Source organism: Kocuria aegyptia (assembly GCF_039530085.1).
GTDB classification, from domain to species: domain Bacteria; phylum Actinomycetota; class Actinomycetes; order Actinomycetales; family Micrococcaceae; genus Kocuria; species Kocuria aegyptia.
Map to the genome: position 1 here is coordinate 462,178 of NZ_BAAAOA010000046.1, position 23,751 is coordinate 485,928.

Annotated in this window: 22 protein-coding genes; 15 read left to right on the plus strand and 7 right to left on the minus strand. The window is 72.8% G+C overall.

The window, feature by feature from the left end; translation table 11 throughout:
• Window positions 1-31 precede the first annotated feature (31 nt).
• The 4 genes from ABD220_RS16425 to benA form a co-directional block, all read right to left on the minus strand.
• A complete protein-coding gene (locus ABD220_RS16425) occupies window positions 32-856 on the minus strand; it encodes a 1,6-dihydroxycyclohexa-2,4-diene-1-carboxylate dehydrogenase (RefSeq protein WP_344124417.1) in 825 nt (274 codons plus the stop codon).
• A complete protein-coding gene (gene benC, locus ABD220_RS16430) occupies window positions 853-2,427 on the minus strand; it encodes a benzoate 1,2-dioxygenase electron transfer component BenC (RefSeq protein WP_344124418.1) in 1,575 nt (524 codons plus the stop codon). The genes ABD220_RS16425 and benC overlap by 4 nt, the downstream gene beginning before the upstream one ends.
• Before the next feature lie 161 nt (window positions 2,428-2,588).
• The gene (gene benB / locus ABD220_RS16435) at window positions 2,589-3,125 is read right to left on the minus strand and encodes a benzoate 1,2-dioxygenase small subunit (RefSeq protein ID WP_344124420.1); all 537 of its coding nucleotides are present in this window, start codon (window positions 3,123-3,125) and stop codon (window positions 2,589-2,591) included.
• Window positions 3,126-3,164: 39 nt separating this feature from the next.
• Complete coding sequence (benA, locus tag ABD220_RS16440) at window positions 3,165-4,547, minus strand: benzoate 1,2-dioxygenase large subunit (protein WP_344124422.1); 1,383 nt, start codon at window positions 4,545-4,547, stop codon at window positions 3,165-3,167.
• A 379-nt stretch (window positions 4,548-4,926) separates the two neighbouring features.
• On the opposite strand from benA, the gene catA reads away from it, so the two are divergent.
• Window positions 4,927-5,811 (plus strand): catechol 1,2-dioxygenase, encoded by an 885-nt coding sequence (gene catA, locus ABD220_RS16445; protein WP_344124424.1) that lies wholly within the window; start codon window positions 4,927-4,929, stop codon window positions 5,809-5,811.
• A gap of 399 nt (window positions 5,812-6,210) precedes the next feature.
• On the opposite strand, the gene ABD220_RS16450 is transcribed toward catA, so the two are convergent.
• Together ABD220_RS16450 and ABD220_RS16455 are read right to left on the minus strand one after the other, a co-directional pair.
• Window positions 6,211-6,693 carry a MarR family winged helix-turn-helix transcriptional regulator gene (locus ABD220_RS16450; protein WP_344124426.1) on the minus strand — a complete coding sequence of 161 codons (483 nt, stop codon included), beginning with the start codon at window positions 6,691-6,693 and terminating at the stop codon, window positions 6,211-6,213.
• A gap of 59 nt (window positions 6,694-6,752) precedes the next feature.
• Complete coding sequence (locus tag ABD220_RS16455; RefSeq protein WP_344124428.1) at window positions 6,753-7,460, minus strand: hypothetical protein; 708 nt, start codon at window positions 7,458-7,460, stop codon at window positions 6,753-6,755.
• Between the two features lie 189 nt (window positions 7,461-7,649).
• On the opposite strand from ABD220_RS16455, the gene ABD220_RS16460 reads away from it, so the two are divergent.
• Together ABD220_RS16460 and ABD220_RS16465 are read left to right on the plus strand one after the other, a co-directional pair.
• Window positions 7,650-8,726 carry a glutathione S-transferase family protein gene (locus ABD220_RS16460; RefSeq protein ID WP_344124430.1) on the plus strand — a complete coding sequence of 359 codons (1,077 nt, stop codon included), beginning with the start codon at window positions 7,650-7,652 and terminating at the stop codon, window positions 8,724-8,726.
• Window positions 8,727-8,848: 122 nt separating this feature from the next.
• Window positions 8,849-9,694, plus strand: coding sequence for an HpcH/HpaI aldolase/citrate lyase family protein (locus ABD220_RS16465; RefSeq protein WP_344124432.1), 846 nt, complete (start codon window positions 8,849-8,851; stop codon window positions 9,692-9,694).
• 28 nt (window positions 9,695-9,722) lie between these two features.
• On the opposite strand, the gene ABD220_RS16470 is transcribed toward ABD220_RS16465, so the two are convergent.
• Window positions 9,723-10,439, minus strand: coding sequence for an HAD family hydrolase (locus ABD220_RS16470; protein ID WP_344124435.1), 717 nt, complete (start codon window positions 10,437-10,439; stop codon window positions 9,723-9,725).
• Between the two features lie 147 nt (window positions 10,440-10,586).
• Between ABD220_RS16470 and ABD220_RS16475 the strand changes: the two genes are divergently transcribed.
• The 12 genes from ABD220_RS16475 (at window position 10,587) to ABD220_RS16530 (ending at window position 23,687) form a co-directional block, all read left to right on the plus strand.
• Window positions 10,587-11,579: an LLM class flavin-dependent oxidoreductase gene (locus tag ABD220_RS16475; protein WP_344124438.1), complete on the plus strand. Its 993-nt coding sequence runs from the start codon at window positions 10,587-10,589 to the stop codon at window positions 11,577-11,579.
• A 187-nt stretch (window positions 11,580-11,766) separates the two neighbouring features.
• Window positions 11,767-12,813, plus strand: coding sequence for an NAD(P)-dependent alcohol dehydrogenase (locus ABD220_RS16480; RefSeq protein ID WP_344124440.1), 1,047 nt, complete (start codon window positions 11,767-11,769; stop codon window positions 12,811-12,813).
• 57 nt (window positions 12,814-12,870) lie between these two features.
• On the plus strand, window positions 12,871-15,084 hold the full coding sequence (malQ, locus tag ABD220_RS16485; RefSeq protein ID WP_344124442.1) for a 4-alpha-glucanotransferase: 2,214 nt from the start codon (window positions 12,871-12,873) through the stop codon (window positions 15,082-15,084).
• A gap of 59 nt (window positions 15,085-15,143) precedes the next feature.
• The gene (locus ABD220_RS16490; RefSeq protein ID WP_344124444.1) at window positions 15,144-16,013 is read left to right on the plus strand and encodes an SGNH/GDSL hydrolase family protein; all 870 of its coding nucleotides are present in this window, start codon (window positions 15,144-15,146) and stop codon (window positions 16,011-16,013) included.
• A gap of 482 nt (window positions 16,014-16,495) precedes the next feature.
• Window positions 16,496-16,732, plus strand: coding sequence for a 50S ribosomal protein L28 (gene rpmB, locus ABD220_RS16495; RefSeq protein ID WP_047804470.1), 237 nt, complete (start codon window positions 16,496-16,498; stop codon window positions 16,730-16,732).
• 1 nt (window position 16,733) lies between these two features.
• On the plus strand, window positions 16,734-16,901 hold the full coding sequence (gene rpmG / locus ABD220_RS16500) for a 50S ribosomal protein L33 (RefSeq protein ID WP_017832642.1): 168 nt from the start codon (window positions 16,734-16,736) through the stop codon (window positions 16,899-16,901).
• 4 nt (window positions 16,902-16,905) lie between these two features.
• Window positions 16,906-17,211 (plus strand): 30S ribosomal protein S14, encoded by a 306-nt coding sequence (gene rpsN / locus ABD220_RS16505; RefSeq protein WP_058873832.1) that lies wholly within the window; start codon window positions 16,906-16,908, stop codon window positions 17,209-17,211.
• A 73-nt stretch (window positions 17,212-17,284) separates the two neighbouring features.
• Complete coding sequence (locus ABD220_RS16510) at window positions 17,285-17,569, plus strand: HU family DNA-binding protein (RefSeq protein WP_031282576.1); 285 nt, start codon at window positions 17,285-17,287, stop codon at window positions 17,567-17,569.
• A 223-nt stretch (window positions 17,570-17,792) separates the two neighbouring features.
• Entirely contained in the window at window positions 17,793-18,473 is a 681-nt protein-coding gene (locus tag ABD220_RS16515) for a hypothetical protein (protein WP_344124455.1), read from the plus strand.
• 172 nt (window positions 18,474-18,645) lie between these two features.
• Window positions 18,646-19,206, plus strand: a complete 561-nt coding sequence (locus ABD220_RS16520; protein ID WP_344124457.1) for a copper resistance CopC family protein — start codon at window positions 18,646-18,648, stop codon at window positions 19,204-19,206.
• Window positions 19,207-19,534: 328 nt separating this feature from the next.
• A complete protein-coding gene (locus ABD220_RS16525) occupies window positions 19,535-21,691 on the plus strand; it encodes a bifunctional copper resistance protein CopD/cytochrome c oxidase assembly protein (RefSeq protein ID WP_344124458.1) in 2,157 nt (718 codons plus the stop codon).
• Window positions 21,692-21,794: 103 nt separating this feature from the next.
• The gene (locus tag ABD220_RS16530; protein WP_344124460.1) at window positions 21,795-23,687 is read left to right on the plus strand and encodes an NHL domain-containing thioredoxin family protein; all 1,893 of its coding nucleotides are present in this window, start codon (window positions 21,795-21,797) and stop codon (window positions 23,685-23,687) included.
• The last annotated feature ends 64 nt before the right edge of the window (window positions 23,688-23,751 follow it).

Consider the following 23,751-nt stretch of genomic DNA (forward strand, 5'->3'; position numbering starts at 1 on the left):
CCACGGCGCCGGACGCCTGCCCGGACGCGGCTCAGCCGAGGTCCCCGCCGGCGACCGGCAGGACGCTGCCGGTGACGTAGGAGGCCTCGTCGGAGGCGAGGAACACGATGGGCGCGGCCTGCTCGTCGAGCGTGCCGTAGCGCTTCGCGAACGAGGACTCCACGGTCTGGTCCACGATCACCTGGTACCAGGCCTTTTCCACCGCGCTCTCGGCCTCGGGCCCGCGCGCGACCCTGCGGGGCGGGGCCTCCGTGCCGCCGGGGGCGGTGGCGACCACGCGGATCCCGCGGCCGGCGACCTCCATGGCCAGGGACCGGGTCAGGGCGTTGACCCCGCCCTTCGCCGCGGCGTAGGGCACGCGGTGCATGCCGCGGGTGGCCACCGAGGAGACGTTGACGATCGTGCCCGCGCCCTGCTTCAGCATGGCCGGCAGCGCGGCGCGGCAGGACCACAGGGTGGGGAAGAGCGAGCGGCGGATCTCCTGCTCGATCTTCTCCTCGTCGTACTCCTCGTAGGGCCGGGCCCAGATGGTGCCGCCCACGTTGTTCACGAGGACGTCCACGCGCCCGTGGGCCGTGAGCGCGGCCTCGACGGCCTGCTCGGCCCCGGCCCAGGTCTCGAGGTCGGCGGTCACCGCCGCGGCGGAACCTCCCGCGGCCTCGGCGGCGCGGGTGATGTCCCGCGCGACGTCGTGCACCAGCTCGGAGCGGTCCACGAGGACGACGGCGCCGCCCTCGGCGCCGATCCGCTCGGCCACCTTCTGTCCGATGCCCTGCGCGGAGCCGGTCACGACCGCGACCTTGCCGGCGAAGCGTCCCGGGGTGAGGAACTGGCCCGCGTACGGTGCGCCGGTCACCGGCCGGCCTCCATGGCGTCGATGGCCGCGGACATGGTCTCCTTGGCGTCGCGGGCGTGGGTCGTGATGACCTCGCGGGCGCGCTCCTTGTCGTTCGCCTCGAAGGCCGCGACGACGTCCAGGTGGTCCTGGGCGACCCGGGCGAAGATCTCCGTGCCCCGCTCGAAGGTTGCGGCCATCTGCTCGCGCACGTCGAGCCGGCGGTAGGACTCCAGCAGCGCGGGGTTGTCGCAGACCAGGAAGAGGTACTCGTGGTACTCCTCGTTGGTCCGCACGTACTCCTCGGGGTCCTGGACGGTGCCCGCGCCCACGGAGCGGGTGGTGGCCTCGGCGAGGCGGCGGAACTGCTGGAGCTGCTCGTCGGTCAGCCGGCCCATCATGAGCTCGGTGACGGCCAGCTCCAGGCCCATGCGGGCGTCGAGGTGGGCGAAGCTGTCCTCCTTGCGGAACTCCAGCCGGCCGGTCTCCAGGGAGGAGACGGCTTCGGCCCGGGTCATCCGGTCGCCCTCCTCCTGGACCTTCTCGGCCGGGGCGGGCGCGCCGGTCTCGGCGTCGCCGCCGGTGGACTCCTTCGGGGCGAAGCGCTCGAAGTAGAAGTTGGCGGGCTCGACGCCCTCCGTGTCCAGCCACTGCGAGACGGCGTTGACCATGGGTGGCGGGCCGCACAGGTAGATGTCGACGTCGCCGTCGTTGAGGTGGGACGGCTCGATGATCTGGGTGACGTAGCCGGTGTGGGGTGCGGAGGTGTCCGCCTCGGAGGCGATGTAGTCCCAGGTGAAGTCCGGCAGCTTCGCCTCGTAGGCCCGGATCAGCTCGAGGCCCACGATGTCGGCCTCACGGGTCACCCCGTAGATCAGGTGCACCGGGGTGCTGGGCGGGTTCTCGGAGAGCTTCTCCAGGATGGACAGCAGCGGGGCCAGGCCGGTGCCCCCGGCGAGCAGCAGCAGCGGGCGCTTGGGCTCGCGCAGGAAGAACGAGCCGTAGGGGCCGCTGAACTCGATGGTGTCGCCCACTTGGGCGCGGTCGCGCAGGTACTCGGACATCGCCCCCTGGGGAGTGATGCGCACCATGAAGGCTGCGCCCTCGACCTCGGGGCCGCTGCTGAAGGAGTAGGAGCGCTCGGCGTCGGTGCCGGGCACCTTGATGTTGACGTACTGGCCGGGCAGGAACGCCAGCTCCTCCCGCTTCTCGACGTCGAGAGTGAAGGAGATCGTGGTCTCGGACTGCTTGTCCAGCTCCTGGAGCGTGGAGGTGTAGGTGGCCGCGGAGGTCTTCGCGGACTCCGCGGTCGCGGGGATCTGGATGGCCATGTCGGACTCGGGCACGGCCTGGCAGGTGAGCAGGTAGCCCTTCTCGAGCTCCTCCTCGGTCATGGCGTCGTCGATGAAGTCCCCGGGGTCGAAGGAGCCGGAGTCGCAGAAGGCCTTGCAGGTGCCGCAGGCGCCGTCCCGGCAGTCCGCGGGAATGTTGATGCGCGCCTTGTAGGCGGCGTCGAGGACGGTCTCGTAGTCGCCGACCTTGACGACCTTCGTGACGCCGTCCTCGAAGCTGAGGGCTACCTGGTGGCCCATGATTTCCTCCTGGGTGGGGGGCCGCGTCCTCGCGGCCCGGACAAGTCTGTGGGGTGCTCGGAGAGCACAGGACGGCCCGGCGAGCACGGGGGGCTCGGTGAGCACGGGGGCCTGGCGGCCCGTCGTGGCCGACCCCGGCACGGGGCCGGCCACGACCGGCGTCAGATCATGTAGACGTCGACGACGTGGTGGATGTAGTCGTTCTTCAGGACGACCTTCTTCTTCAGGATCACCGGCTCCTCGCCCGAGAGGTCGAGCGTGTAGAAGCTGGTGCCGAAGTACGTGTCCGTCGTCTGGTAGCGGTAGTAGAGGGTGAACCAGTTGAAACGGACCTGCACCTGGTCGCCGTCGTGGGAGAGGATCTCCACGTCGGTGATGTTGTGCCCGGTGCGGGGATCCGGCAGGGACGTGGCGGAGGAGCGGTCCGTCTTGATGCGGAACACGCGGTCCTCGATGCCTCCGCGGTTGTCGTAGTAGATCAGGGAGATCTCGTTCTGGGGATCCTCGGTCAGCTGGTCGTCGTCGTCCCAGGCGGGCATCCAGAACTCGGAGTCCGGGTGGTAGCACTCGAGCCACTCGTCGAACCGGCGGTCGTCCAGCAGGCGTGCCTCCTTGTAGAGGAAGGAGCGCACGGTCTCGAGGGTCGCGATCTCCTCGGCGGTCTTCAGCGCCGTCACGGGGTTCAGCAGGTTGGCCATGGTGTTCTGCACTCTTTCTGTGGTTCGGGGGAGTCCGGGTCAGGCGGTCGCGGGAGCGGACTGTGCGGCCGCGCGCTCCTCCGCGGCCAGCCCCTTCTCCAAGACGTCCTTCCAGAAGCCGTGCTGGACGGGGTACAGGCCCTCGTCCTCGGTGCGCACGCCGGAGGCGATGACCCCGGTCATGCCGAGGGCCTGGGCCTGCTCGTCCGGGCCCTGGATCTCATGGGCGGAGCCGCGGGACATGTCGTTCCAGGGGGCGGAGGTGGCCCAGTAGGTCTTGTTGCAGGAGCGGAACTCCTCGAGGTCGTCCGGGGTGGCCATGCCGGTCGCGTTGAAGAAGTCCTCGTACTGGCGGATCCGCTTCGAGCGGTTCTCCTGCGACTCGCCCCGGGGAGCGATGCAGTAGATGGTGACCTCGGTCCGGTCCGCGGAGATCGGCCGGAAGTGGCGGATCTGCGAGGAGAACTGGTCCATGATGTAGACGTTCGGGTACAGGCACAGGTTGCGCGAGATGTTGATCATGAAGTTCGCCATCTCCTCGCCGTACTTCTCGACGAGCTCGTCCCGGCGGTCCCACAGCGGGCGGTCCTGCGGGTTGGTCCACTCCTGCCACAGCAGCAGGTGGCCGTGCTCGTAGGAGTAGAACCCGCCCTTGACCTTGCCCCACTTGCCGGCGTCCATGGCCTTGGTCGTGTTGGCGGAGTCGCCGGCGGTGCGGCGGGCGGTGGTCGCGGCGTAGTTCCAGTGCACCGAGGTCACGTGGTAGCCGTCGGCGCCGTTCTCCGCCTGGACCTTCCAGTTGCCGTCGTAGGTGTAGGTCGAGGCGCCGCGGAGCACCTCCAGGCCCTCGGGGGACTGGTCCACGATCGAGTCGATCACCGTGGTGGCGTCGCCCAGGTGCTCCTCGAGGGGCAGCACGTCCGGGTTGAGGGAGCCGAACAGGAAGCCGCGGTAGGACTCGAACCGGGCGACCCTGGTCAGGTCGTGGGAACCGTTCTTGTTGAAGTTCTCCGGGTAGCCGCCGTTGCGGCCGTCCTTGACCTTGAGCAGCTCGCCGGAGTTCTTGAACGTCCAGCCGTGGAAGGGGCAGGTGAAGGTGGTGCGGTTGTCCGTCTTGCGCCGGCACAGCATCGCGCCGCGGTGGGAGCACGCGTTGACGATGCAGTTGAGCTTCTCGTCCTTGTCGCGCGTGATCACGACCGGGGTCCGGCCGATGTAGGTGGTGAAGTAGTCGCCCACGTCGGGGATCTGCGACTCGTGGGCCAGGTACACCCAGTTGCCTTCGAAGATGTACTTCATCTCCAGCTCGAAGATCTCCTGGTCCGTGAAGATCTCCCGCTTGGCCCGCACGAGGCCGTTCTCGCGGTCGTCCACCACGGCGTCGGAGAGGACCTCGCGGACGTGGGTCAGGTTCTCGGTCATGACGTGCTCCTTCTGGTCAGGATGTCCGGGCGGGATGCCTCGTGGGCATGGCGGGGCGGACGTCCGGTCCGGACGTGCGGGACGGGGGCTGCCACCGGCTCCTGCCGGGCGGCACAGAGCCAGTCTGGCGTGCCGTGACTCGGCTCACATCAGGCAAACCCCTAGGAGTAACCCAGGGTGTATTTATGCCGTATTGGGTGCATAAAAAGGGCCTAATCGATATTTGTTGCGTCCTGATTGCCGCCCTAGGCTGAAGAAGGCGCCGACGTGTCGGGTGTCACAACCGGAGGCTCCGAGCTGGGGGCCGCGATCTGTGCCGGGAGCGGCGGGCACGACGGGCGTCCCCCAACATCGCTCAACGAGGAATGTGGAGAACACCATGACGGAGACCCAGGCGGCAATGCGCAAGGAGAACGAGGGCACCGCGGTCGAGGCCGGGTCCAGGGCGACCGAGCGGTTCACCGCCTCGGGCAAGCTCGCGACGCTGGACGTGCCGAAGGAGCGCGTGTCCCTCCTGGCCGGCGCGGCGATCAAGGCGATCAACGACATCGCGGTCGAGCACCAGGTCACCTACGAGGAGTACCATGCCCTGAAGGCGTGGCTGATCAAGGTCGGCACCGACGGGGAGTGGCCGCTGTTCCTGGACGTGTGGCTGGAGCACACCATCGAGGACGTCAACTCGGCCGAGCGCCCGGGTGCGGTGGGCACCATCGAGGGCCCCTACTACGTGCCGGAGGCCCCGGTGCTGCCCACCCCGGCCACGCTCCAGATGCGTGAGGACGAGCCGGGCACCCCGCTGCTGTTCAAGGGCCGGTTCACCGACACCGACGGCAAGGCCCTGCAGGGCGCCCAGGTGGAGATCTGGCACGCCGACGCCCACGGCTTCTACTCCCAGTACGCCCCGGAGCTGCCCGAGTGGCTGTTCCGCGGGACCGTGAAGGCCGACGAGAACGGCTGCTTCGAGATCAACACCAAGCGCCCGGCTCCGTACCAGATCCCCACCGACGGGGCCTGCGGGCAGCTGATCGCCGCGGCCGGCTGGCACGCGTGGCGCCCGGCGCACATCCACATCAAGGTTTCCGCTCCCGGGCACCAGCCGGTCACCCAGCAGCTGTACTTCCCCGGGGACCCGCACAACGAGGACGACATCGCCTCGGCGGTCAAGCCCGAGCTGATGCTCGACCCCAGGCCGCGCACCGACGGCGGCGAGGGCGAGGAGGTCGTCTACGACTACGTCCTCGCCCGGGAGGGGCAGACCAAGTAGCACTTCTTCCCGCGGGTGTGACGCCCGCGTGCGGGAACGCCCCCGCCGGTCGGATCCGGCGGGGGCGTTCCCGTGCGCCGGGCGGGGTCGATCGGGCACGGCGCCGAGCGCTCACCGGACCGTCCTCCGGGGCGCCGGAGCGACAGAGGACAAAAAACGCACCGGCGGCTTGATCATGCAGATCACTGGGTCTAAGGTAAATCTGTCGTCGGTGATGGCCCGGAGGTGATCCCCCATCTGCCTCCGGATGGTTCCTGCCGGCGTCCGGTGTCCCATTCCCCCGATCGGGATGCCCGACAGGCCCTGCCGATCCCCCCATGCGGCAGGGCCTGTCACCTGTCCGGGGGCAGGTGGGAACATGCGCGGCCCTGGGCCGGTGGGTGCTTCAGGGGTCCGGCGTCAGCACAGCCCCAGGTCCTCGAGTCGGGGGAGCGCCTTGGCCGAGACGGAGAGCAGCGCGTCCTTCTCCTCCTGGGTCAGGTGGTCGATGAGCGCCGCCCGCACCAGTTCGAGGTGGCCGGGGGCGGAGGCCTCGATGACCCGTCGCCCCTCCGGGGTGATCCGCACGTCCAGGCCGCGCGCGTCGCTGTCGCACGGCAGCCGCTCGAGCAGTCCGCGCCGTGCCATCCGGGAGAGCAGGTGGGAGAGGCGGCTGCGCTCCCAGCCGAGCTGGTGCAGGAGGTCCCGGGAGCGGATCAGGCCGGTGCTGCTCTCCGATAGCTGGACGAGGACCTCGTACTCGGAGCCGGACAGCGCGCTGTCCCGGGACAGCTGGCGGTCCATCGCGGTCTGCATGCCGCGGCTCAGGGCCAGGAAGCTGCGCCAGACACGCTGCTCCTCGTCCGACAGCCAGTTGACCTGGTCGGTCTCCGGGTGACTCATGCGGCGGTCCTCTCGTGGAGCGGGAAAACCCCCAGCATATATTGACGTGTCAACAAATGTCAACCGCCCGGCGCGTCCTCCGGCGGGATGCCCCGCGGGTCGGGGTGGTCCTCGGTGCCGCCGCCGTGCCGCGCCGGTCGGCGGTGGATCCACTGCGAGTCGTAGTGGTCCCCGGGTCCGCGCCCCGACCCCCGGAGCCGTTCGGCGTAGCCGGTGGGGCGCAGGGGGGAGTCGTCGTCGTCGACCGGCGTGAACGAGGCCATGGCCACGAGGCTGAAGCCCAGGGCGGCGGCGACCACCAGGGTCATCCCCGAGACGACCAGGACGCTGACGTACTCGTCGGCCAGGTGCGCGTCGGCGGTGCCGGCCAGCAGCGGCTGGATCGTGAACACCCCGGCGAGGGGCAGCATGCCCAGCAGCAGCAGGGCCGAGGGGATGAGCCACAGCTTCGAGCGGCTCCGCAGCGGGGGCGCCGAGGGGTCCCGGAGGGCCGGGTGCCGCTGGGACTGGACGACGACGAACCCGGCGAGGCCGGGCAGGACGAGCAGTGCTCCGGCCGCCCAGCCCCACGCGAGGCCCAGGGCCGTGAGCCCGCTGCCGAGCAGGAGGCCCAGCAGCACGAGGGTGAAGGAGAGCCCGCGCGCCATGCGCCGGGCGGCCCGCGGAGGGGCTGAAGGGCCGTGGTCGCCCCGGGGGGCGGTGCGGGGTGGGACGCGCTGCGGAGGGAGGCGCTGGCCGTACTCGGGCTCGTTGCCGTAGGTGCTCATGAGCGGGTGTTCCCTGGTGGGAGGGTGCTGGACGCCTCTACTGTAGACCTCGCCTCCGACGGTACGCCCTGGTGCCCCTGCTGTGATTGACATATCATCAAAACAAGGGGGCGGGAGGTGCGGCCGTCCCGCCGCCGACCGCCGTTCCGGCCGGCGGCGCCCCGTCCCGCCCTACCCCGAGGAGCCACCATGTCACAGCGCAGCACGCAACGGTCCGAGCACAGCACCGCCGGCGCCTACGTGCATCCCGGCGAGGAGTTCACCCGGGACACCGCCTACATCGAGGACAGGATCGTCCGCGACCCGGCGCGCGCCGACGTGCCCGAGGGGGCGCAGGCCTGGCCCGTCGAGGCCGGCCGCTACCGGCTCGTGGCCGCGCGCGCCTGCCCCTGGGCCAACCGCACGCTGATCGTGCGACGGCTCCTCGGGCTCGAGGACGCCCTGCCGGTGGGTCTGCCGGGCCCCGTCCACGACGCCCGCTCGTGGACCTTCGACCTCGACCCGGACGGCAGGGACCCGGTGCTGGGCATCGAGCGGCTCCAGGAGGCGTACTTCGCCCGCTACCCCGACTATCCCCGGGGCATCACCGTGCCGGCGGTCGTGGAGGTCGCGAGCGGCCAGGTCGTGACCAACGACTTCCCCCGGATCACGGAGGACCTCGCCAAGGAGTGGGTCGCCTTCCACCGAGAGGGTGCCCCCGACCTCTGGCCCGCAGAGCTCGAGGACGAGATGCGGGAGGTCATGCAGCGCGTCTACACCGAGGTCAACAACGGGGTCTACCGGTGCGGCTTCGCCGGCTCCCAGGAGGCCTACGAGAAGGCCTACGAGCGGCTGTGGGCCGCCATGGACTGGCTCGAGGACCGCCTCGCGACCCGCCGCTACCTCATGGGGGAGCACATCACCGAGGCCGACGTGCGGCTGTTCACCACCCTGGTGCGCTTCGACCCGGTCTACCACTCGCACTTCAAGTGCTCGCGGCACAAGCTCACCGAGATGCCCCACCTGTGGGGCTACGCCCGGGACCTCTTCCAGACGCCCGGCTTCGGCGACACCGTGGACTTCGAGCAGATCAAGCAGCACTACTTCGTGGTGCACGAGGACATCAACCCGTCCCAGATCGTGCCCGTGGGACCCGACCTGGGCAACTGGGTGTCCGCGCACGGCCGGGAGGCCCTCGGCGGCTCGCCCTTCGGGTCGGGGACCGCGCCGGGGCCCGTCCGGCCGGAGGAGCGGGTTGACGCACGTCACACGCCCCTGAGCGGCTGAGCGTTCCGAGGGGTCGGCGCGCCGCCTAGACTGGACAGCTCCTACGGCCCGGGCCCGCCCGCGGGATCGGGCGCCCAGGTGCCGCCCGTCCCCGCCGCCCTCCTCTCGGAAAGGACCCACCCATGGCCCCCTACCGCAACCAGCGCGCCGCCGCGCTGCCCGCCCGGCTGTCCCGCTCGTGGCTGCTGACCTCGGCCGCCGACCCTTCCGTCTTCCCCACGGCGCTCGCGTCCGAGGCGGACTCCGTCGTGTTCGACATCGAGGACGCCATTCCCGCCGAGGGCAAGGACCAGGCCCGGCAGAACGTCGTCGAGGCCTTCGAGGCCGGGGCGAGCGCGTGGGTGCGGATCAACGACATCACGACCCCGTACTGGGAGCAGGACCTGGCAGCCCTCAGCCGGGTCGGCCACCTGCGCGGGATCATGCTGGCGAAGACCGAGCACCCCGACCACATCACCAAGACGGCCATGATGGCCCCTGCGGGCACCCCTGTCGTGGCGCTCATCGAGTCGGCCGTGGGGATCATGAACGCCAACGACATCGCCCGCGCCCCCGGGGTGTTCCGGCTCGCCTTCGGGGTCGGCGACTTCCGCCGGGACACCGGTGTCAGCGCGGAGCCCATGGCGCTGGCGTTCGCGCGCTCGACCCTCGTCGTGGCCTCCCGGGTCGGGGAGTTGCCCGGTCCCATCGACGGGCCGACCGTGGGCGCCTCGGAGGAGGAGCTCGCCGCGGCGTGCGCCGTGACCCAGTCGATGGGCATGACGGGCAAGCTGTGCCTGGACCCGCAGCAGACGGACGGGATCAACCGCAACCTCGCCCCGAGCGAGCAGGAGATCACCTGGGCGCGCGAGCTCATCACGCAGCACGACTCCGGGCACGTGGTGGGCGACGGCAGCTACCTGCCGCGCCTGGCCCGGGCCCGCAAGGTCTCGGAGCTGGCGCAGACCTACGGGCTCTGGAACCGCTGAGCGCCCCGGGGCCCCGTCGGCCTCCCGCTCAGCCCAGCCAGCGGGCCATGAGCTCCCGGAAGGCGGGGTCCGTCAGCGCCGACGCCCGGTGGTGCGCAGGGACGGGGTCCCCGCCGGGGACCGACGGCACGGCCACGACCACCAGCCCCGCGGCCACGGCCGAGGTCGCGCCCACCACGGAGTCCTCCACGGCCAGGGCCTGGCCCGGCGCGAAGCCCAGCCGCCGCACGGCCTCGGTGTAGATGTCCGGGGCGGGCTTGCCCCGCGGGACGTCCTCGGAGGAGACCCACGTGCTGAGGTGGGGGGCGAAGCCGGCCTGCTCCAGCTTCACCCCGAGGATCGTGCTCGTGGAATTGCTGGCCACGGCCACGGGCAGCCGCTCGGCGAACGCGCGCACCGTCTCAAGCGCGCCGGGCAGGGGCACGATCTGCCCGGTCAGGGTCTCCTCCTCGGTGCGCAGCACGTCGGCGTGGACCGAGGCGCGGTCGGCCTGGGCGGCGTCGGCGATCGCCGTGGCGACGTCCGCCGCGGACCAGCCCATCATCCGGCGCTGCATGGCCTCGGTGAACTCGAGCCCGTAGCTCTCGGAGACGGCCCGCTGGACCCGGGCCCAGTTCGCCTCCGTGTCCATCAGGATTCCGTCGCAGTCGAACACCACGCACGCCGGGGTCCACCCGGGGGCGGGGGCCGCGAGCTCGGCGGAGGGCGTGGGCAGCGACGGCGTGGGGGCCGGGAAAGACGTCATGCTCCCATGGTGCCCCACCCGGCTCCGCCCGGGGCGGGGGTGTGAGCAGGACAACGCCGGGGCGGGCGCCCGGAATAAGGAGCCCGGCCCGGGGTGTTGCCGCCACCGAAGCCCTTCGTGCCATCCCCGACGGAAGAAGCCCAGCCCTTGCCCGCCACGTCCCGCGTCCCACTCTCCGCCCTCGACCTCGTGCCCCTGTCGGAGGGCCGCTCCGCCGCGGACGCCCTCCGGGAGGCGGTGGACCTCGCCCGCCGGCTCGACGCGTCCGGCTACCGGCGGCTGTGGTACGCCGAGCACCACAACACGGAGGCGTTCGCGTCCTCCGCCACGGCGGTGCTCATCGGGCAGGCGCTCGCGGCCACCGAGCGCCTCCGGGTGGGCTCCGGCGGGATCATGCTGCCCAACCACGTGCCGCTGACCGTGGCCGAGGCCTTCGGCACGCTCGCCAACCTCTATCCCGGCCGCGTGGAGCTGGGCCTGGGCCGGGCCCCGGGCACCGACATGCGCACCGCCCTCGAACTGCGCCGGGGCCATGCCGGACACGACACCTTCGAGGCCGACGTGCGCCGTCTGGTGCGGCTGTTCGGCGGCCAGGAGCAGGAGGTCGTCCGGGCGGCCGTGGCCCGGGGGACGGGTGTTCCGCTGTGGATCCTCGGCTCCTCGACGGGCGGCGCGGAGGTCGCCGCCCGGATGGGCCTGCCCTACGCGTTCGCCTCCCACTTCGCCCCGGCGATGATCATGGACGCCATCGCCCTGTACCGGCAGCGCTTCGACGCCGACGCCCCGACCGCCACGGTCGAGCGCCCGCACCTGATGGTGGCGGCGAACGTCCTCGCCGCCGACACCGACGAGGAGGCGCGGCGCCAGTTCAGCACCCACCAGCTGCTGGTGCGCGGGATCGCCCGCAACGACCGCCGACCGCTCCAGCCGCCCGCCGAGCACGTGGAGCTCACCGCGGCGGAGGCAGGCATGGTGCAGGAGCACCTCGCCGTCTCGGCGGTCGGCACGCCCGAACGGGTCGTTGCAGACCTCGAGCAGATCGTCGAGCTGACCCGGGCCGACGAGCTGATGCTCAACAGCTACGCCCACGACCCCGAGGTCCGCGCCCGGTCCTACGAGCTCGTCGCCCAGGCCTGGTGAGCACACCGGCCCGGCGCCGGCCGCACGGCCCCGGACCGTACGGTCCCCGACGGCACGGCCTCGGACCGCACCGTCTCCGGCCGCACGGCCCCGGACCGCACGATCTGCGACTGAACGATCTCCGCCCGCACGATCTCCGCCCGGCGACCTGCGCCGGGATGCATCCGCACCACGACAGGAGCACCGCATGACCACCGTCCCCGCCCTCGAGGCCGTCTCCACCGACTCCGGTTTCCGCCGCACCACGATCGAGCGCCGTCCCGTGGGCCCGGGCGACGTCGAGATCGAGATCGACTTCGCCGGCATCTGTCACTCCGACATCCACGTCGCGCGCGACGAGTGGGGCGGCACGCACTACCCCGTCACCCCGGGGCACGAGATCGTCGGTCGCGTCAGCGCCGTCGGCGAGGCCGTGACCGGCTTCGCGCCCGGCGACACAGTGGGCGTCGGCTGCTTCGTCGACTCCTGCGGCCGGTGCGAGTACTGCACCGACGGCCAGGAGCAGTTCTGCACGGAAGGTGTGACGGCCACCTACAACACGCCCCAGGCCGGCGGTGCCGCCACCAGGGGCGGCTACAGCGGCGCCATCGTGGTCGACGAGCGCTTCGTCCTGCGCGTCCCGGAGGCTCTCGACCCCGCCAGGGCCGCTCCGCTGCTGTGTGCCGGGATCACCACGTACGCCCCGTTCAAGCGCTGGGGCGCCGGGCCGGGCCGGCGGGTCGCCGTCCTGGGCATGGGCGGGCTCGGCCACGTCGCCGTGAAGATCGCCGCCGCCCTGGGCGCCGAGGTCACCGTCCTGAGCCAGAGCCTGTCCAAGCAGGAGGACGGCCTGGCGTTCGGCGCGACCGACTACTGGGCCACGAGCGACCCCGAGACCTTCCAGCGCAACAAGGGCCGCTTCGACCTGATCCTCAACACGGTGTCCGCGGACCTGCCCATCGAGCAGTACCTGTCCCTGCTGCGGGTCGACGGCGTGCTGTGCTCCGTGGGACTGCCCACCGAGCCGTACAGCGTGCGGGCCATGGCTCTGGCCGCACGCCAGCGGGTGCTCACGGGCTCGATGGTCGGGGGGATCCCGCAGACCCAGGAGATGCTCGACTTCTGCGCGGAGCACGGCGTGGAGGCCGAGATCGAGCTGATCGGCGCCGACGACGTCGACGCCGCCTACGACCGGGTGGTCGCCTCGGACGTGCGGTACCGCTTCGTGATCGACGTCGCCCGCACCCTGGCGTAGCCGCGCGGATCGTCAGCACCCTGCGGCTCCGGCCGCGCTGGTGGTTAGAGTGGGGCCATGGCCGACACCACCACCACCACCGACGGCGCGCTGCGCCGGCTCGCCGAGGCCTACCGGGTCTCCACGACCTATTCCGGGTTCGACGGACAGGAGCGGGAGGTCCCGGAGCCGACGCTGCGCGCCGTGCTCGACGCGCTGGGCGCGGACGCCGGCGACGACGCCGCGATCGAGGCGTGCCTCGCCCAGCGGGAGCTGGCGCCCTGGCGACGGGTCCTGCCGCCCGTGGTCGTCGCCGTCGCGGGGAAGCGCACCCGCTTCGCGGTGCACGTCCCGCACGGCTCCACGGTCCGCGTGACCGTCGTGGCGGAGGACGGCGCACGGTCCACCGCCTCCCAGATCGACAACTGGCGCTCCCCGCGGGACGTGGACGGCGTCCTCACCGGCCAGGCCACCTTCGAGGTCCCCGAGAGCCTCGGCGTGGGCTGGTACGAGGTCCGCGCCGAGTGCCCCGAGGTCGACGGCGGACGCGCGGTCACGACACCGCTGGCCGTGACCCCGCGGCACCTGGCCAGCACCGACCGGCTGCACGGCCGGCACCGCTGGGGCTACATGGCGCAGATCTACTCGGTGACCTCAGGGCGGTCGTGGGGCGTGGGCGACGCCTCGGATCTCGCCAGCCTCGCCGCGATCTCGGGGGAGCAGGGGGCGGACTACCTGCTGGTCAACCCGCTGCACGCCGCCGAGCCCGTCCCGCCGGTGGAGCCCTCGCCGTACCTGCCGACCAGCCGCCGCTTCTTCAACCCGCTCTACCTGCGCATCGCCGAGGTCCCCGAGTACGCCTACCTGCGCCCGGCCGACCTCGAGGTGGTCAACACCCTGGCCGCGATCCAGCGCCGGGACAACCTCGACACCAGCACCATCGACCGGGACAAGGCGTACGCGGCCAAGCTGAAGAGCCTTGAGCTGCTGTTCACGGTCCGCCGCTCCCCGCACCGCCAGCAGCAGCTGCGCCGGTTCGTGGCCGAGGGCGGGCAGGGGCTGCAGGACTTCGGCCTGTGGTGCGCGCTGCGGGAGGAGCTCGGCGAGGACGCCCCCGAGTGGGACGACGTCGCGGCGGGCCCCGACGCCCCGTACGCGGTGGAGGCGCGGACCCGGCTCTCCGGCCGGATCGACTTCTACGTGTGGATGCAGTGGCTGCTGGACGAGCAGCTCGAGGCCGCCCAGCGCGCGGCGCACCTGGCCGGGATGGACATCGGCGTGATCCACGACCTCGCCGTGGGCGTGCACAAGCAGGGCGCCGACGCCTGGGCGCTCCAGGACGTGCTGGCCCTGGGCGTCAGCGTGGGCGCGCCCGCGGACATGTACAACCAGAAGGGCCAGAACTGGTCCCAGCCCCCGTGGCACCCCGAGCGCCTGGCCGAGGCCGGCTACCTGCCGTGGCGCGACATGCTGCGCACGATCTTCCGGCACGCCGGAGGCATCCGGGTGGACCACGTCCTGGGCCTGTTCCGGCTGTGGTGGATCCCGGACGGCCAGGAGGCCTCGGAAGGCGCCTACGTCTACTACGACCACGAGGCCATGGTCGGCATCCTCGCGCTCGAGGCGGAGCTCGCCGGGGCGGTGGTGGTCGGGGAGGACCTGGGCACCCTCGAGCCGTGGGTACGGGAGTACCTCGCGGAGCGCGGCGTGCTGGGGACGTCGATCCTGTGGTTCGAGGTGGACGGTGACGAGCCCCTTCCGCCGGCCCAGTACCGGGAGCTGAGCATGGCCTCCGTCAGCACCCACGACTTCCCGCCCACCGCGGGCTTCCTGGAGGGCGTGCAGGTGGACGTGCGCCAGGAGCTGGGCCTGCTGGCCCGGCCCGTGGAGGAGGAGCGGGCCGAGGCCCGGCGGCAGCTCGACACGTTCTTCGCGGCCGTGGCCGCGGACGGGCTCCTCCCCGACGGGGACGCCACGGACGAACAGGGCCTGGTCGAGGCACTGCACCGCTATCTCGCGCAGTCCCCGGCGCTGCTGTTCAACGTCTCCCTCGTGGACGCCGTCGGCGAGCGCCGGATGCAGAACCAGCCGGGCACGGGGGACGAGTACCCCAACTGGCGCGTGCCCCTGGCCGACCACGCGGGCAACCCGGTGCTGATCGAGCAGCTGCCGGACAACCCCCGGGCGAACTCCCTGGTGCGCGCGGTCAACGAGGCGCTCGGCAACCGGTCCCGCCTCCGGTCCGTGGGGGAGCCCGGGCAGCCCCAGCACGCCGACGGCACGGCGCTCTGACCGGGGCCGGCGGCCCCGCCCGCAGCACCCCCGCCCCGACCGACCGGAGAGGACACCGCATGACGGCGCCGCCCCCGACCCGACCGGCCGCCGTGCCCCTGGCACCGCCCGTCCGCTACGTGGCTCTCGGCGACTCGATGACGGAGGGCGTGGGCGATCCCGACCCCGCCCGCCCCAACGGCGTGCGCGGCTGGGCCGACCTCGTGGCCGAGCAGCTGACCGCGGCCCACCCGGACACCCGCTACGCGAACCTCGCCGTCCGGGGACGGCTGCTCCGCGGGATCGTCGAGGAGCAGCTGGAGGCCTGCCTGGCGCTGGAGCCGACCCTGGTCAGCCTCTATGCCGGCGGCAACGACATGCTGCGCCCGCGGGCGGACGTGGACGCCCTCATGAGGGTCTACGAGCAGGCGGTCGCCCGGCTGCGGGGCTCCGGCGCCCAGGTGGTGCTGTTCACGGCCTTCGACCCCGGCCGGGACGCCCCCACGTCCTGGACCCGCCCCCGGCAGGCGCTCTACAACGAGCACGTCCGGGAGATCGCCGACCGGCACGGGTGCCTGGTCCTCGACTACTGGCGGATGCGCACCCTGCAGGACTGGCGCTACTGGGCGGTGGACCGGCTGCACATGTCGAGCGCCGGGCACACGCACGTGGCCGCCCGGGTGCTCGAGCTGCTGGGCGTGGAGCACGCCCTGGAGCTGCCGCCCACCGACCGGCTGCCGGTCACGGCGAGCCCGGGCGTGCTGAAGGAGGACCTCCGCTGGGCCCGCGAGTACCTGCTGCCCTGGATCGGGCGGCGGCTGCGCGGGACCTCCTCCGGGGACACGGTCGCCGCCCGTCACCCCGGGTACACGACGCTGCTCCCGCGCCCGGTGCTGCCCGCCGGTCCCGAGCCCCGCGACGCGGCCCCCGTCCCCGTGCTGGGCGTCTGAGCTCGCTGCGCGCGGTGGACCTCGCCCACGGCGCGGTGCACATCGTCCGCACCCCGCTCATCGTCCCGATCGAGCGGCGCCGCTCGTGGACGGCGATCCGATGCCGGCGGACGGCCCGCCGCGAACCCCGCCTCCGGGCCCACCCCGGTGCGGCCGATCGGGGAGTCCCCCGGTTTGCGGGGGTCCGGGGAGCCGGTAGACTGACCCGAAGCTGGTCACACCTGACGTCAGGTTGCGGGGAAGTCCGTCCGGGCCTAGACTTCAAGGCTGTCGTGTGGTGGAGTCCACCTTCCGGCACCTTGATCTTCACCGTCTTCATCGTGGCGAGGCCTTCGCCGGTTCCGGCCGCGGGCCTTACGAGAGGGCCCGGTTGGCGAACGGTGGCAATTCTGAAGGTGGCGGGACGCCCGTTGCCGCAGCTGAGTGATCATCTGCGGCACCCACTGCGTGCCGTCATTTCGTCAACATTGGAGGAGAACACTATGGCAGCGCACTGCCAGGTGACCGGAGCTCAGCCGGGCTTTGGGCACAGCATTTCGCACTCGCACCGCCGTACCAAGCGCCGGTTCGACCCGAACATCCAGAAGAAGCGGTACTGGGTGCCGTCGCTGCGCCGCAGCGTCACGCTCAACGTCAGCGCCAAGGGCATCAAGGTCATCGACGCCCGTGGCATCGACGCCGTCGTGACCGACATGATCGCACGTGGGGAGAAGATCTAGCATGGCCAAGGACAAGGACGTTCGTCCCATCATCAAGCTGAAGTCCACCGCCGGCACCGGTTTCACCTACGTGACCCGCAAGAACCGCCGCAACGACCCGGACCGCATGGTGCTCAAGAAGTACGACCCGGTCGTCCGCAAGCACGTCGATTTCCGCGAGGAGCGCTGAATCCATGGCCAAGAAGTCCAAGATCGCCAAGAACGAGCAGCGCAAGGTCGTCGTCGAGCGCTACGCCGCGAAGCGTGCCGAGCTCAAGAAGACCCTCGTCGACGAGAACGCCACCGACGAGGCCCGCGAGGAGGCCCGCCTGGGTCTGCAGAAGCTGCCCCGCGACGCCTCCCCGGTCCGGCTGCGCAACCGGGACCAGATCGACGGCCGCCCCCGCGGCACCCTCCAGAAGTTCGGCATCTCCCGCGTCCGGTTCCGCGACATGGCTCACCGCGGCGAACTGCCCGGCATCTCCAAGTCCAGCTGGTAATTTCTGACGCAGGAGCGCGATCGGTTCCCGGTGCCGCGCTTCCCCACGACCCCAAGTCCAGGAGGACATGAATATGGCTAAGAACCGCAGTGAACTCGTCGCAGAGGTCGCCGAGAAGGCCGGAACCACCAACGCCGCTGTCAACGGCGTCCTGGACGCGATGTTCCAGGTCTTCGAGGAGTCCGTCTCCGCCGGTGAGAAGATCACCATCCCGGGCTGGCTGGCCGTCGAGCGCACCGACCGTGCCGCGCGCACCGGTCGCAACCCCCAGACCGGTGAGACCATCGAGATCCCGGCCGGCCACGGCGTCAAGCTGACCGCTGGTTCCAAGCTCAAGGCGGCCGTGTCCAAGAAGTAAGGACACCCGCGGTCCGTTCCGGACCCGTCCCATGGCTTCGTCCGAAGGGGCGGCCCCGCAGAGGGGCCGCCCCTTCGGCGTGCCCGGGCTCCGCGCCGGAGGCACCGCGCCCGGGGTGCGACCGGCAGCGTGGCTCCGCATCCGCATTTGGTCCGGCCCCTGGGGCGGCACGCATAATGGGACGACCGAGCCGAGCGGCCGGGGCGGAGACGGGAGGTGCGGCGTGAGCCCACGTGCACGGCGCCTCGCCCGCGGCTGGGCCGGAGCGTCCATCGCCACCTCCGCCGCCGCGCTCTCCCACGCCGCCGCGGGCGGGCAGTCCCCGCCCGCGGTGCTCGTGCTCCTGTCCCTGGCCCTGTCCGGGCCGCTGTGCATGCTCCTGGCCGGCCGGGTGCTCTCCCGGTCGTCCCTGCTGCTGGGCGTGCTGCTCAGCCAGTCCGTCCTGCACGCCCTGTTCGCGGGCTCCGGCGGCGCCGGCACGGTGGCCCGGGCCACCCACTCCTCCCTGCACCACGCCGCCCAGCACGGTGCCGCCGGCGGCGCGTCCGGGGCCGGTCCCGCCCTCGTGCTGGAGGTCCTCGCCCAGGCCGAGCACGGCGGGGGCGCCATGCTGCTCTCCCACGTGTTGGCCGCGCTGGCCGCCTATGTGCTCATGCGCCACGGTGAGGTCGCGGCCGTGGTCCTGCTGGAGGCGCTCCGGCTGCGCGTGCGCCGGCGGCGGCCGCCCCTGCCGGCTCCCGTGGTCGTCGGCCGGCCGCGCGCCGTGCGGGCCGGGCGCCCGCACGCGCTGACCGACCAGACGCTGCTGCGTGCCGTGCGCTCCCACCGCGGGCCGCCGCGCACCCGCCGTCGCCCCCTGCTGCCGGTCCTCCTCCCGGGACCTGCCACGCTGCCCGCCGGCTGAGCCGGCCGGTCGCGGGGCGCCGCCCGGGCCGCGGACCCCGCCGCGAGGTCCGACGGCCCGTGCACGCCGCCCGGCCGCCCCGGCCCGGCGGCCCCACTCATCACTGCCCGGCCCATCACTGCCCGGCCCGTCACCGCCCGGCCCATCACCGCCCGGCCCACGAGGAGATCCCATGCCCACGCCCACCACCCGACGCACCGCCGCCCTGCTGGCAGCGGGCGCTCTCACCGTCCTGCCCCTGCTGCCCGCCTCCGCGCACGACGAGCTCACCGCCGTCTCGCCCGAGCCCGGCTCCGTCCTGACCACCGCGCCGGAGGAGCTCGAGCTCACCTTCTCCGGGGAGGTGATGGACATCGGCCACCAGGTCCTGGTCACGGACTCCGAGGGGCGCTCCGTGACGGACGGCCCGCTCGAGTCCGAGGGGAACCGGATCGTCCAGCCCCTGACCGGTGCCGGGACGGACGACGAGACCTACCGCGTGGTCTGGCGCGTCGTCTCCGGCGACGGGCACCCCATCGAGGGCACCTTCACCTACGACGTCGGCTCCGGCGTCGAGCCGACGGCGGACCCGAGCGCCCCGGCGGAGGACTCCGCCGAGCGCGCCCAGGGCGCCGCGGACGGCGCCTCGCCCGGCAACGTCCCGCTCTGGCTCGTCGCCGTCGCCGGCGGAGCCGTGGCCCTCGCGGTGCTCGGACTGGTGAGCCTGGTCTCGAGCCGGCGCCGCAAGGGCTGATCCGTCCGGGGCCGGGGCACGGCCACCGGAGGAGCGGCGGAGCCGGGGCGGTGCTCGCGGCGCACTGCTCGGGCCGCGACCGCCGATCCGTCCCGGCCCAGCGCCCTCGACGAGCTCGGCGTGCCCGGGGCGGGGGACCGCGCCGGTCGGCTCCCCGGTCCTCGGCGTGCCGCCGGGCAGCTGCGGGGGAGGGGCCGTGGGGCGTGCCGTTCGAGCACCGGGGCCGGCGCGTGTGGGATCCGGCACACGCGCACGGGCCGGTGCCTGCGGAGGGGGACAATGGAGACGGGCCGCCCCGTCGTCGTGGGGCGGATGAAGGAGACTGACCATGAGTTCGAGGACGGCCGAGCGCGCCGACCACGGCACGGCCGCCCGGCCGGGCGGCCGGGGGATCGACCCCTGGTGGCTCGCGGCGGTGCCCGTCGTGGCCCTCACGGCGCTCGTCCTGGCGATGCTGTGGACCGGGTCCGGCGCGCCCCGGCTCGCCGCCGACCCCGGGGCGCTGGTCCGCTGGGGGCTGCCCGCCGCCGAGCTCGTGCACAACGGCGCGCTGGTGGTCGTCATGGGTGCGTTGCTGTTCGCGGTGGGCATCGTGCCGACCACCCGCGGCGGGCGCCGCCGGGGCGCCCCGGACCGCGCAGCCGCGCCCGAGCACCCGCTGTTCAGCAGCACCGTGCGCCTCGCCGAGGCCGCGGCCGTGGTCTGGACCGTGGCCGCGGTGGCCGTGCTCGTCCTGTCCTACTCCGACATCGCGGGCGTGCCCGTGGGCGGGGACGGGAGCTACACCCAGCAACTGCTGCACTACGCCACGGCCATCCCGACGGGACAGGCCCAGGCGGCGATCGTCGTGGTGGCCGCCGTCGTGACGACCCTGGTCTTCGGGATCCGGGCCCTGCTCGGGCTGCTCCTGACCCTGGCCCTGTCCTGCGCCGCCCTCGTCGCCATGGCCCTCAACGGGCACTCCGCCGGCGGCAACGACCACATGGGCGCCGTCAACTCCCTGGGCCTGCACCTGCTGGGCGCGGGGCTGTGGACGGGAGGGCTGGTGGTGCTCGCCTGGCTCTCCCCGCAGCTGAGCGCCCCGGACGCCGGCACCGGCACGCTGCCCGAGGGTGCCGCCCGGGGCCGCCCGTCGGCCGGTCCGCGGCGGCGCGTGCCCCTCGCGGCGGTGGTCCTGCGCCGCTTCTCCGCGGTGGCCCTCGGCGCCTTCCTCCTCGTCCTGTTCTCCGGCACGGTCAACGCGGCACTGCGCATCGGCTCCTGGGAGCAGCTCGTCAGCGGCTACGGGTGGCTCGTGCTGGTCAAGACCGTCCTGACGCTGGGCCTGGGCCTCGCCGGCCTCACCCACCGCCGGTGGCTGGTGCCCGCGCTCGAGGCCGGCCGGCTCACGGCCCGCCGCGCCGTGTGGCAGCTCGTGCTGGGGGAGCTGCTGCTGATGGGCGCCGTCATGGGCGTCGCGGTGGCCCTGTCCCGGACGGCTCCGCCGGTGCCCGAGGAGGTCGCCCCGGACGCCTCCCCGGCGCAGGTCCTGACCTGGTACGAGCTGCCCCCCGAGCCCACCGCGGCGTCGTGGGTCACCACGTGGCGCGTCGACTGGCTGTGGCTCGCGGTGTGCGTGTTCCTCGCGGCCGTCTACCTGTGGGCCTTCGCGCGAGTGCGCCGGCGCCGGGACTCCTGGTCCGTGCTGCGCACCCTCTCGTGGCTGACCGGGCTCGTGGTGCTGTTCTACATCACCTCGGGCGGGTTCGCCGTCTACGGCCGGGTCCTGTTCTCGGCGCACATGGTCGAGCACATGGCGCTGACCATGGTGGTGCCGATCTTCCTGGTCCTGGGCGCGCCGGTCACCCTGCTGCTCAAGGCCCTGGAATCCCGCCCGGACGGCACCCGCGGGCCCCGCGAGTGGATCCTGCGGCTCGTGCACTCCGGCGTCGGCAAGGTCGTCACGCACCCCATCTTCGCCGCCGTGAACTTCGCCGGCTCCATCGTGCTCTTCTACTTCACCCCGCTGTTCCACTACACGTTGCACTACCACGTGGGCCACGTGTTCATGGTCGTGCACTTCCTGATCACCGGTTACCTGTTCATGCTCGTGCTGATCGGCGTGGACCCCGTCCCGTACCGCCCCGGACACATGATGCGGCTCGTGCTGCTGCTGGCCACGATGGTCTACCACGCCTTCGTGGGCGTCGCGCTCATGGGCTCCGACACCCTGCTGCAGGCCTCCTGGTTCGGCAACACCGGCCGCGACTGGGGGCGCACCGCGATCGAGGACCAGCAGCTCGGCGGGGCCCTCATGTGGGGCATCGGCGAGTTCCCCACCGTCGTCGTCGCCGTCGTCGTCGCGATCATGTGGGCGATGGAGGGCACGAAGGAGAACCGCCGTGCGGACCGCCGGGCCGACCGCACGGACGACGCCGAGCTCAGGGCCTACAACGAGATGATGGCCGGGCTCGCGGAGCGCGACGACCGCGCCGCCCGGCGCTGAGCCCCGACCGCCCCACCTCCCGGGCCGGTCCGCCCCGATCGGTCCTGCCCCGACCGGTCCTGTCCCGACCCACTGCCTGCTCCGCCCCGAAAGGATCCCACCCATGCGCCTCACCTCCCGCGTCCGCGCCTCCGAGCTGCAGGGCCGCGCCTGGCTCAACACCGGCGGCAAGGACCTCGACCTCGCCGCGCTGCGCGGCAAGGTCGTGGTCCTGGACTTCTGGTCCTTCTGCTGCATCAACTGCCTGCACGTGCTCGACGAGCTGCGTCCCCTGGAGGAGCGCTTCGCCGACGTCCTCGTCACGGTGGGCGTGCACTCCCCGAAGTTCGAGCACGAGGCCGACCCCGACGCGCTCGCGGCCGCGGTGGACCGCTACGAGGTCCACCACCCCGTGCTCGACGACCCCGAGCTGACCACCTGGGACGCCTACACGGCCCGCGCGTGGCCCACGCTCGTGGTCGTGGACCCGGAGGGCTACATCGTGGCGCACCTCTCGGGGGAGGGCCACGTCCAGGGCCTCGTTCCGCTGGTGGAGGAGCTCGTGGCCGAGCACGAGGCCCGGGGCACCCTGCACCGCGGCGACGGGCCGTACGTGCCCCGGCCCGCGCCCGAGGGGGACCTCCGGTTCCCGGGCAAGGTGCTGCCGCTGCCCGACGGCTCGTTCCTCGTCTCCGACACGGGCCACCACCGCCTCGTCCAGCTCGACAACGACCTCGAGACCGTCCGGCGGGTGATCGGCGCGGGGAAGGGCCACGCGGACGGCGGCCCGGAGACCGCGCGCTTCACCGAGCCCCAGGGGCTCACCCTGCTGCCCGAGGAGGTGCGCGCGGCGGCCGGCTACGACGTGGTCGTGGCCGACTCCGTCAACCACCGGCTCCGCGGCGTGGACCTCTCCACCGGGCAGGTGCGCACGGTGGCCGGCAACGGGGTGCAGCGGCTGCTCGACGAGGAGCGCGCCCGCGGGGCGGAGCCGAACCACATCGACCCCGACGCCGACCCGCTGGACGTCGCGCTGTCCTCCCCGTGGGACGTCGTCTGGTCCGCGCGGGCCGACCGGCTCGTGGTGGCCATGGCGGGCACCCACCAGCTGTTCTCGTTCGATCCGCGGACCGGCCGGCTCGCCGTGCTGGCGGGCACGGGGGACGAGGGGCTCAAGGACGGGTCCGCCGCCGACGCCTGGTTCGCGCAGTCCTCGGGGCTCGCGGAGGACCACGAGGGCAACGTGTGGATCGCCGACTCGGAGACCTCCGCCCTGCGCGTGCTCCGGTTCGACGACGACGGGGCCGTCGCGGTCGAGACGGCCGTGGGCGAGGGGCTGTTCGACTTCGGCTTCCGCGACGGCGACGCCGGCGCCGCCCGCCTGCAGCACTGCCTCGGCGTGGCCCAGCTGCCCGACGGGTCGGTGGCCGTGGCGGACACCTACAACGGTGCCGTGCGCCACTACGACCCCCGGACCCGGCAGGTCTCCACTCTGGCCCGCGGCCTGGCCGAGCCGTCCGACGTGCTGCTGGACGTCTCGGGGGAGGAGCCGCTGCTCGTCGTCGTCGAGGCCAACGCCCACCGCCTGGTGCGCGTGCCGATCCCCGCCGCCGCCCAGCGCGTCGACGAGGGAGCCTCGCGGACGCAGCGCGCGCGCACGAGGCTCGCCCCGGGCGCGCTCGCGGTCGAGGTGCGCTTCGCGGCGCCGACCGGGCAGAAGCTCGACGACCGGTGGGGCGACCCGACGCAGCTGAAGATCTCGTCCTCGCCCGAGGAGGCGCTGGTCGAGGGCGCCGGCACGGCCCAGGGCCTGCGCCGGCAGCTCGTGCTGGCGGACGGCGTCACCGAGGGCGTCCTGCACATCACCGCGCGCGCCGCCGCGTGCGACGGCGAGCCGGGCGGGGAGATCCCCGACCACGCGGCGTGCCACCTCTACCAGCAGGACTGGGGCATCCCCTTCGTGCTGGACGCCGAGGGGGAGACTGAGCTGGTCCTGGACCTGCGCGGGGTCAACTGAGCAGGGCCGCGCCGGCCGGGCGGCACCGGATGGACAGGCCCGACCGGGCGGCCCCCGCCCCGGC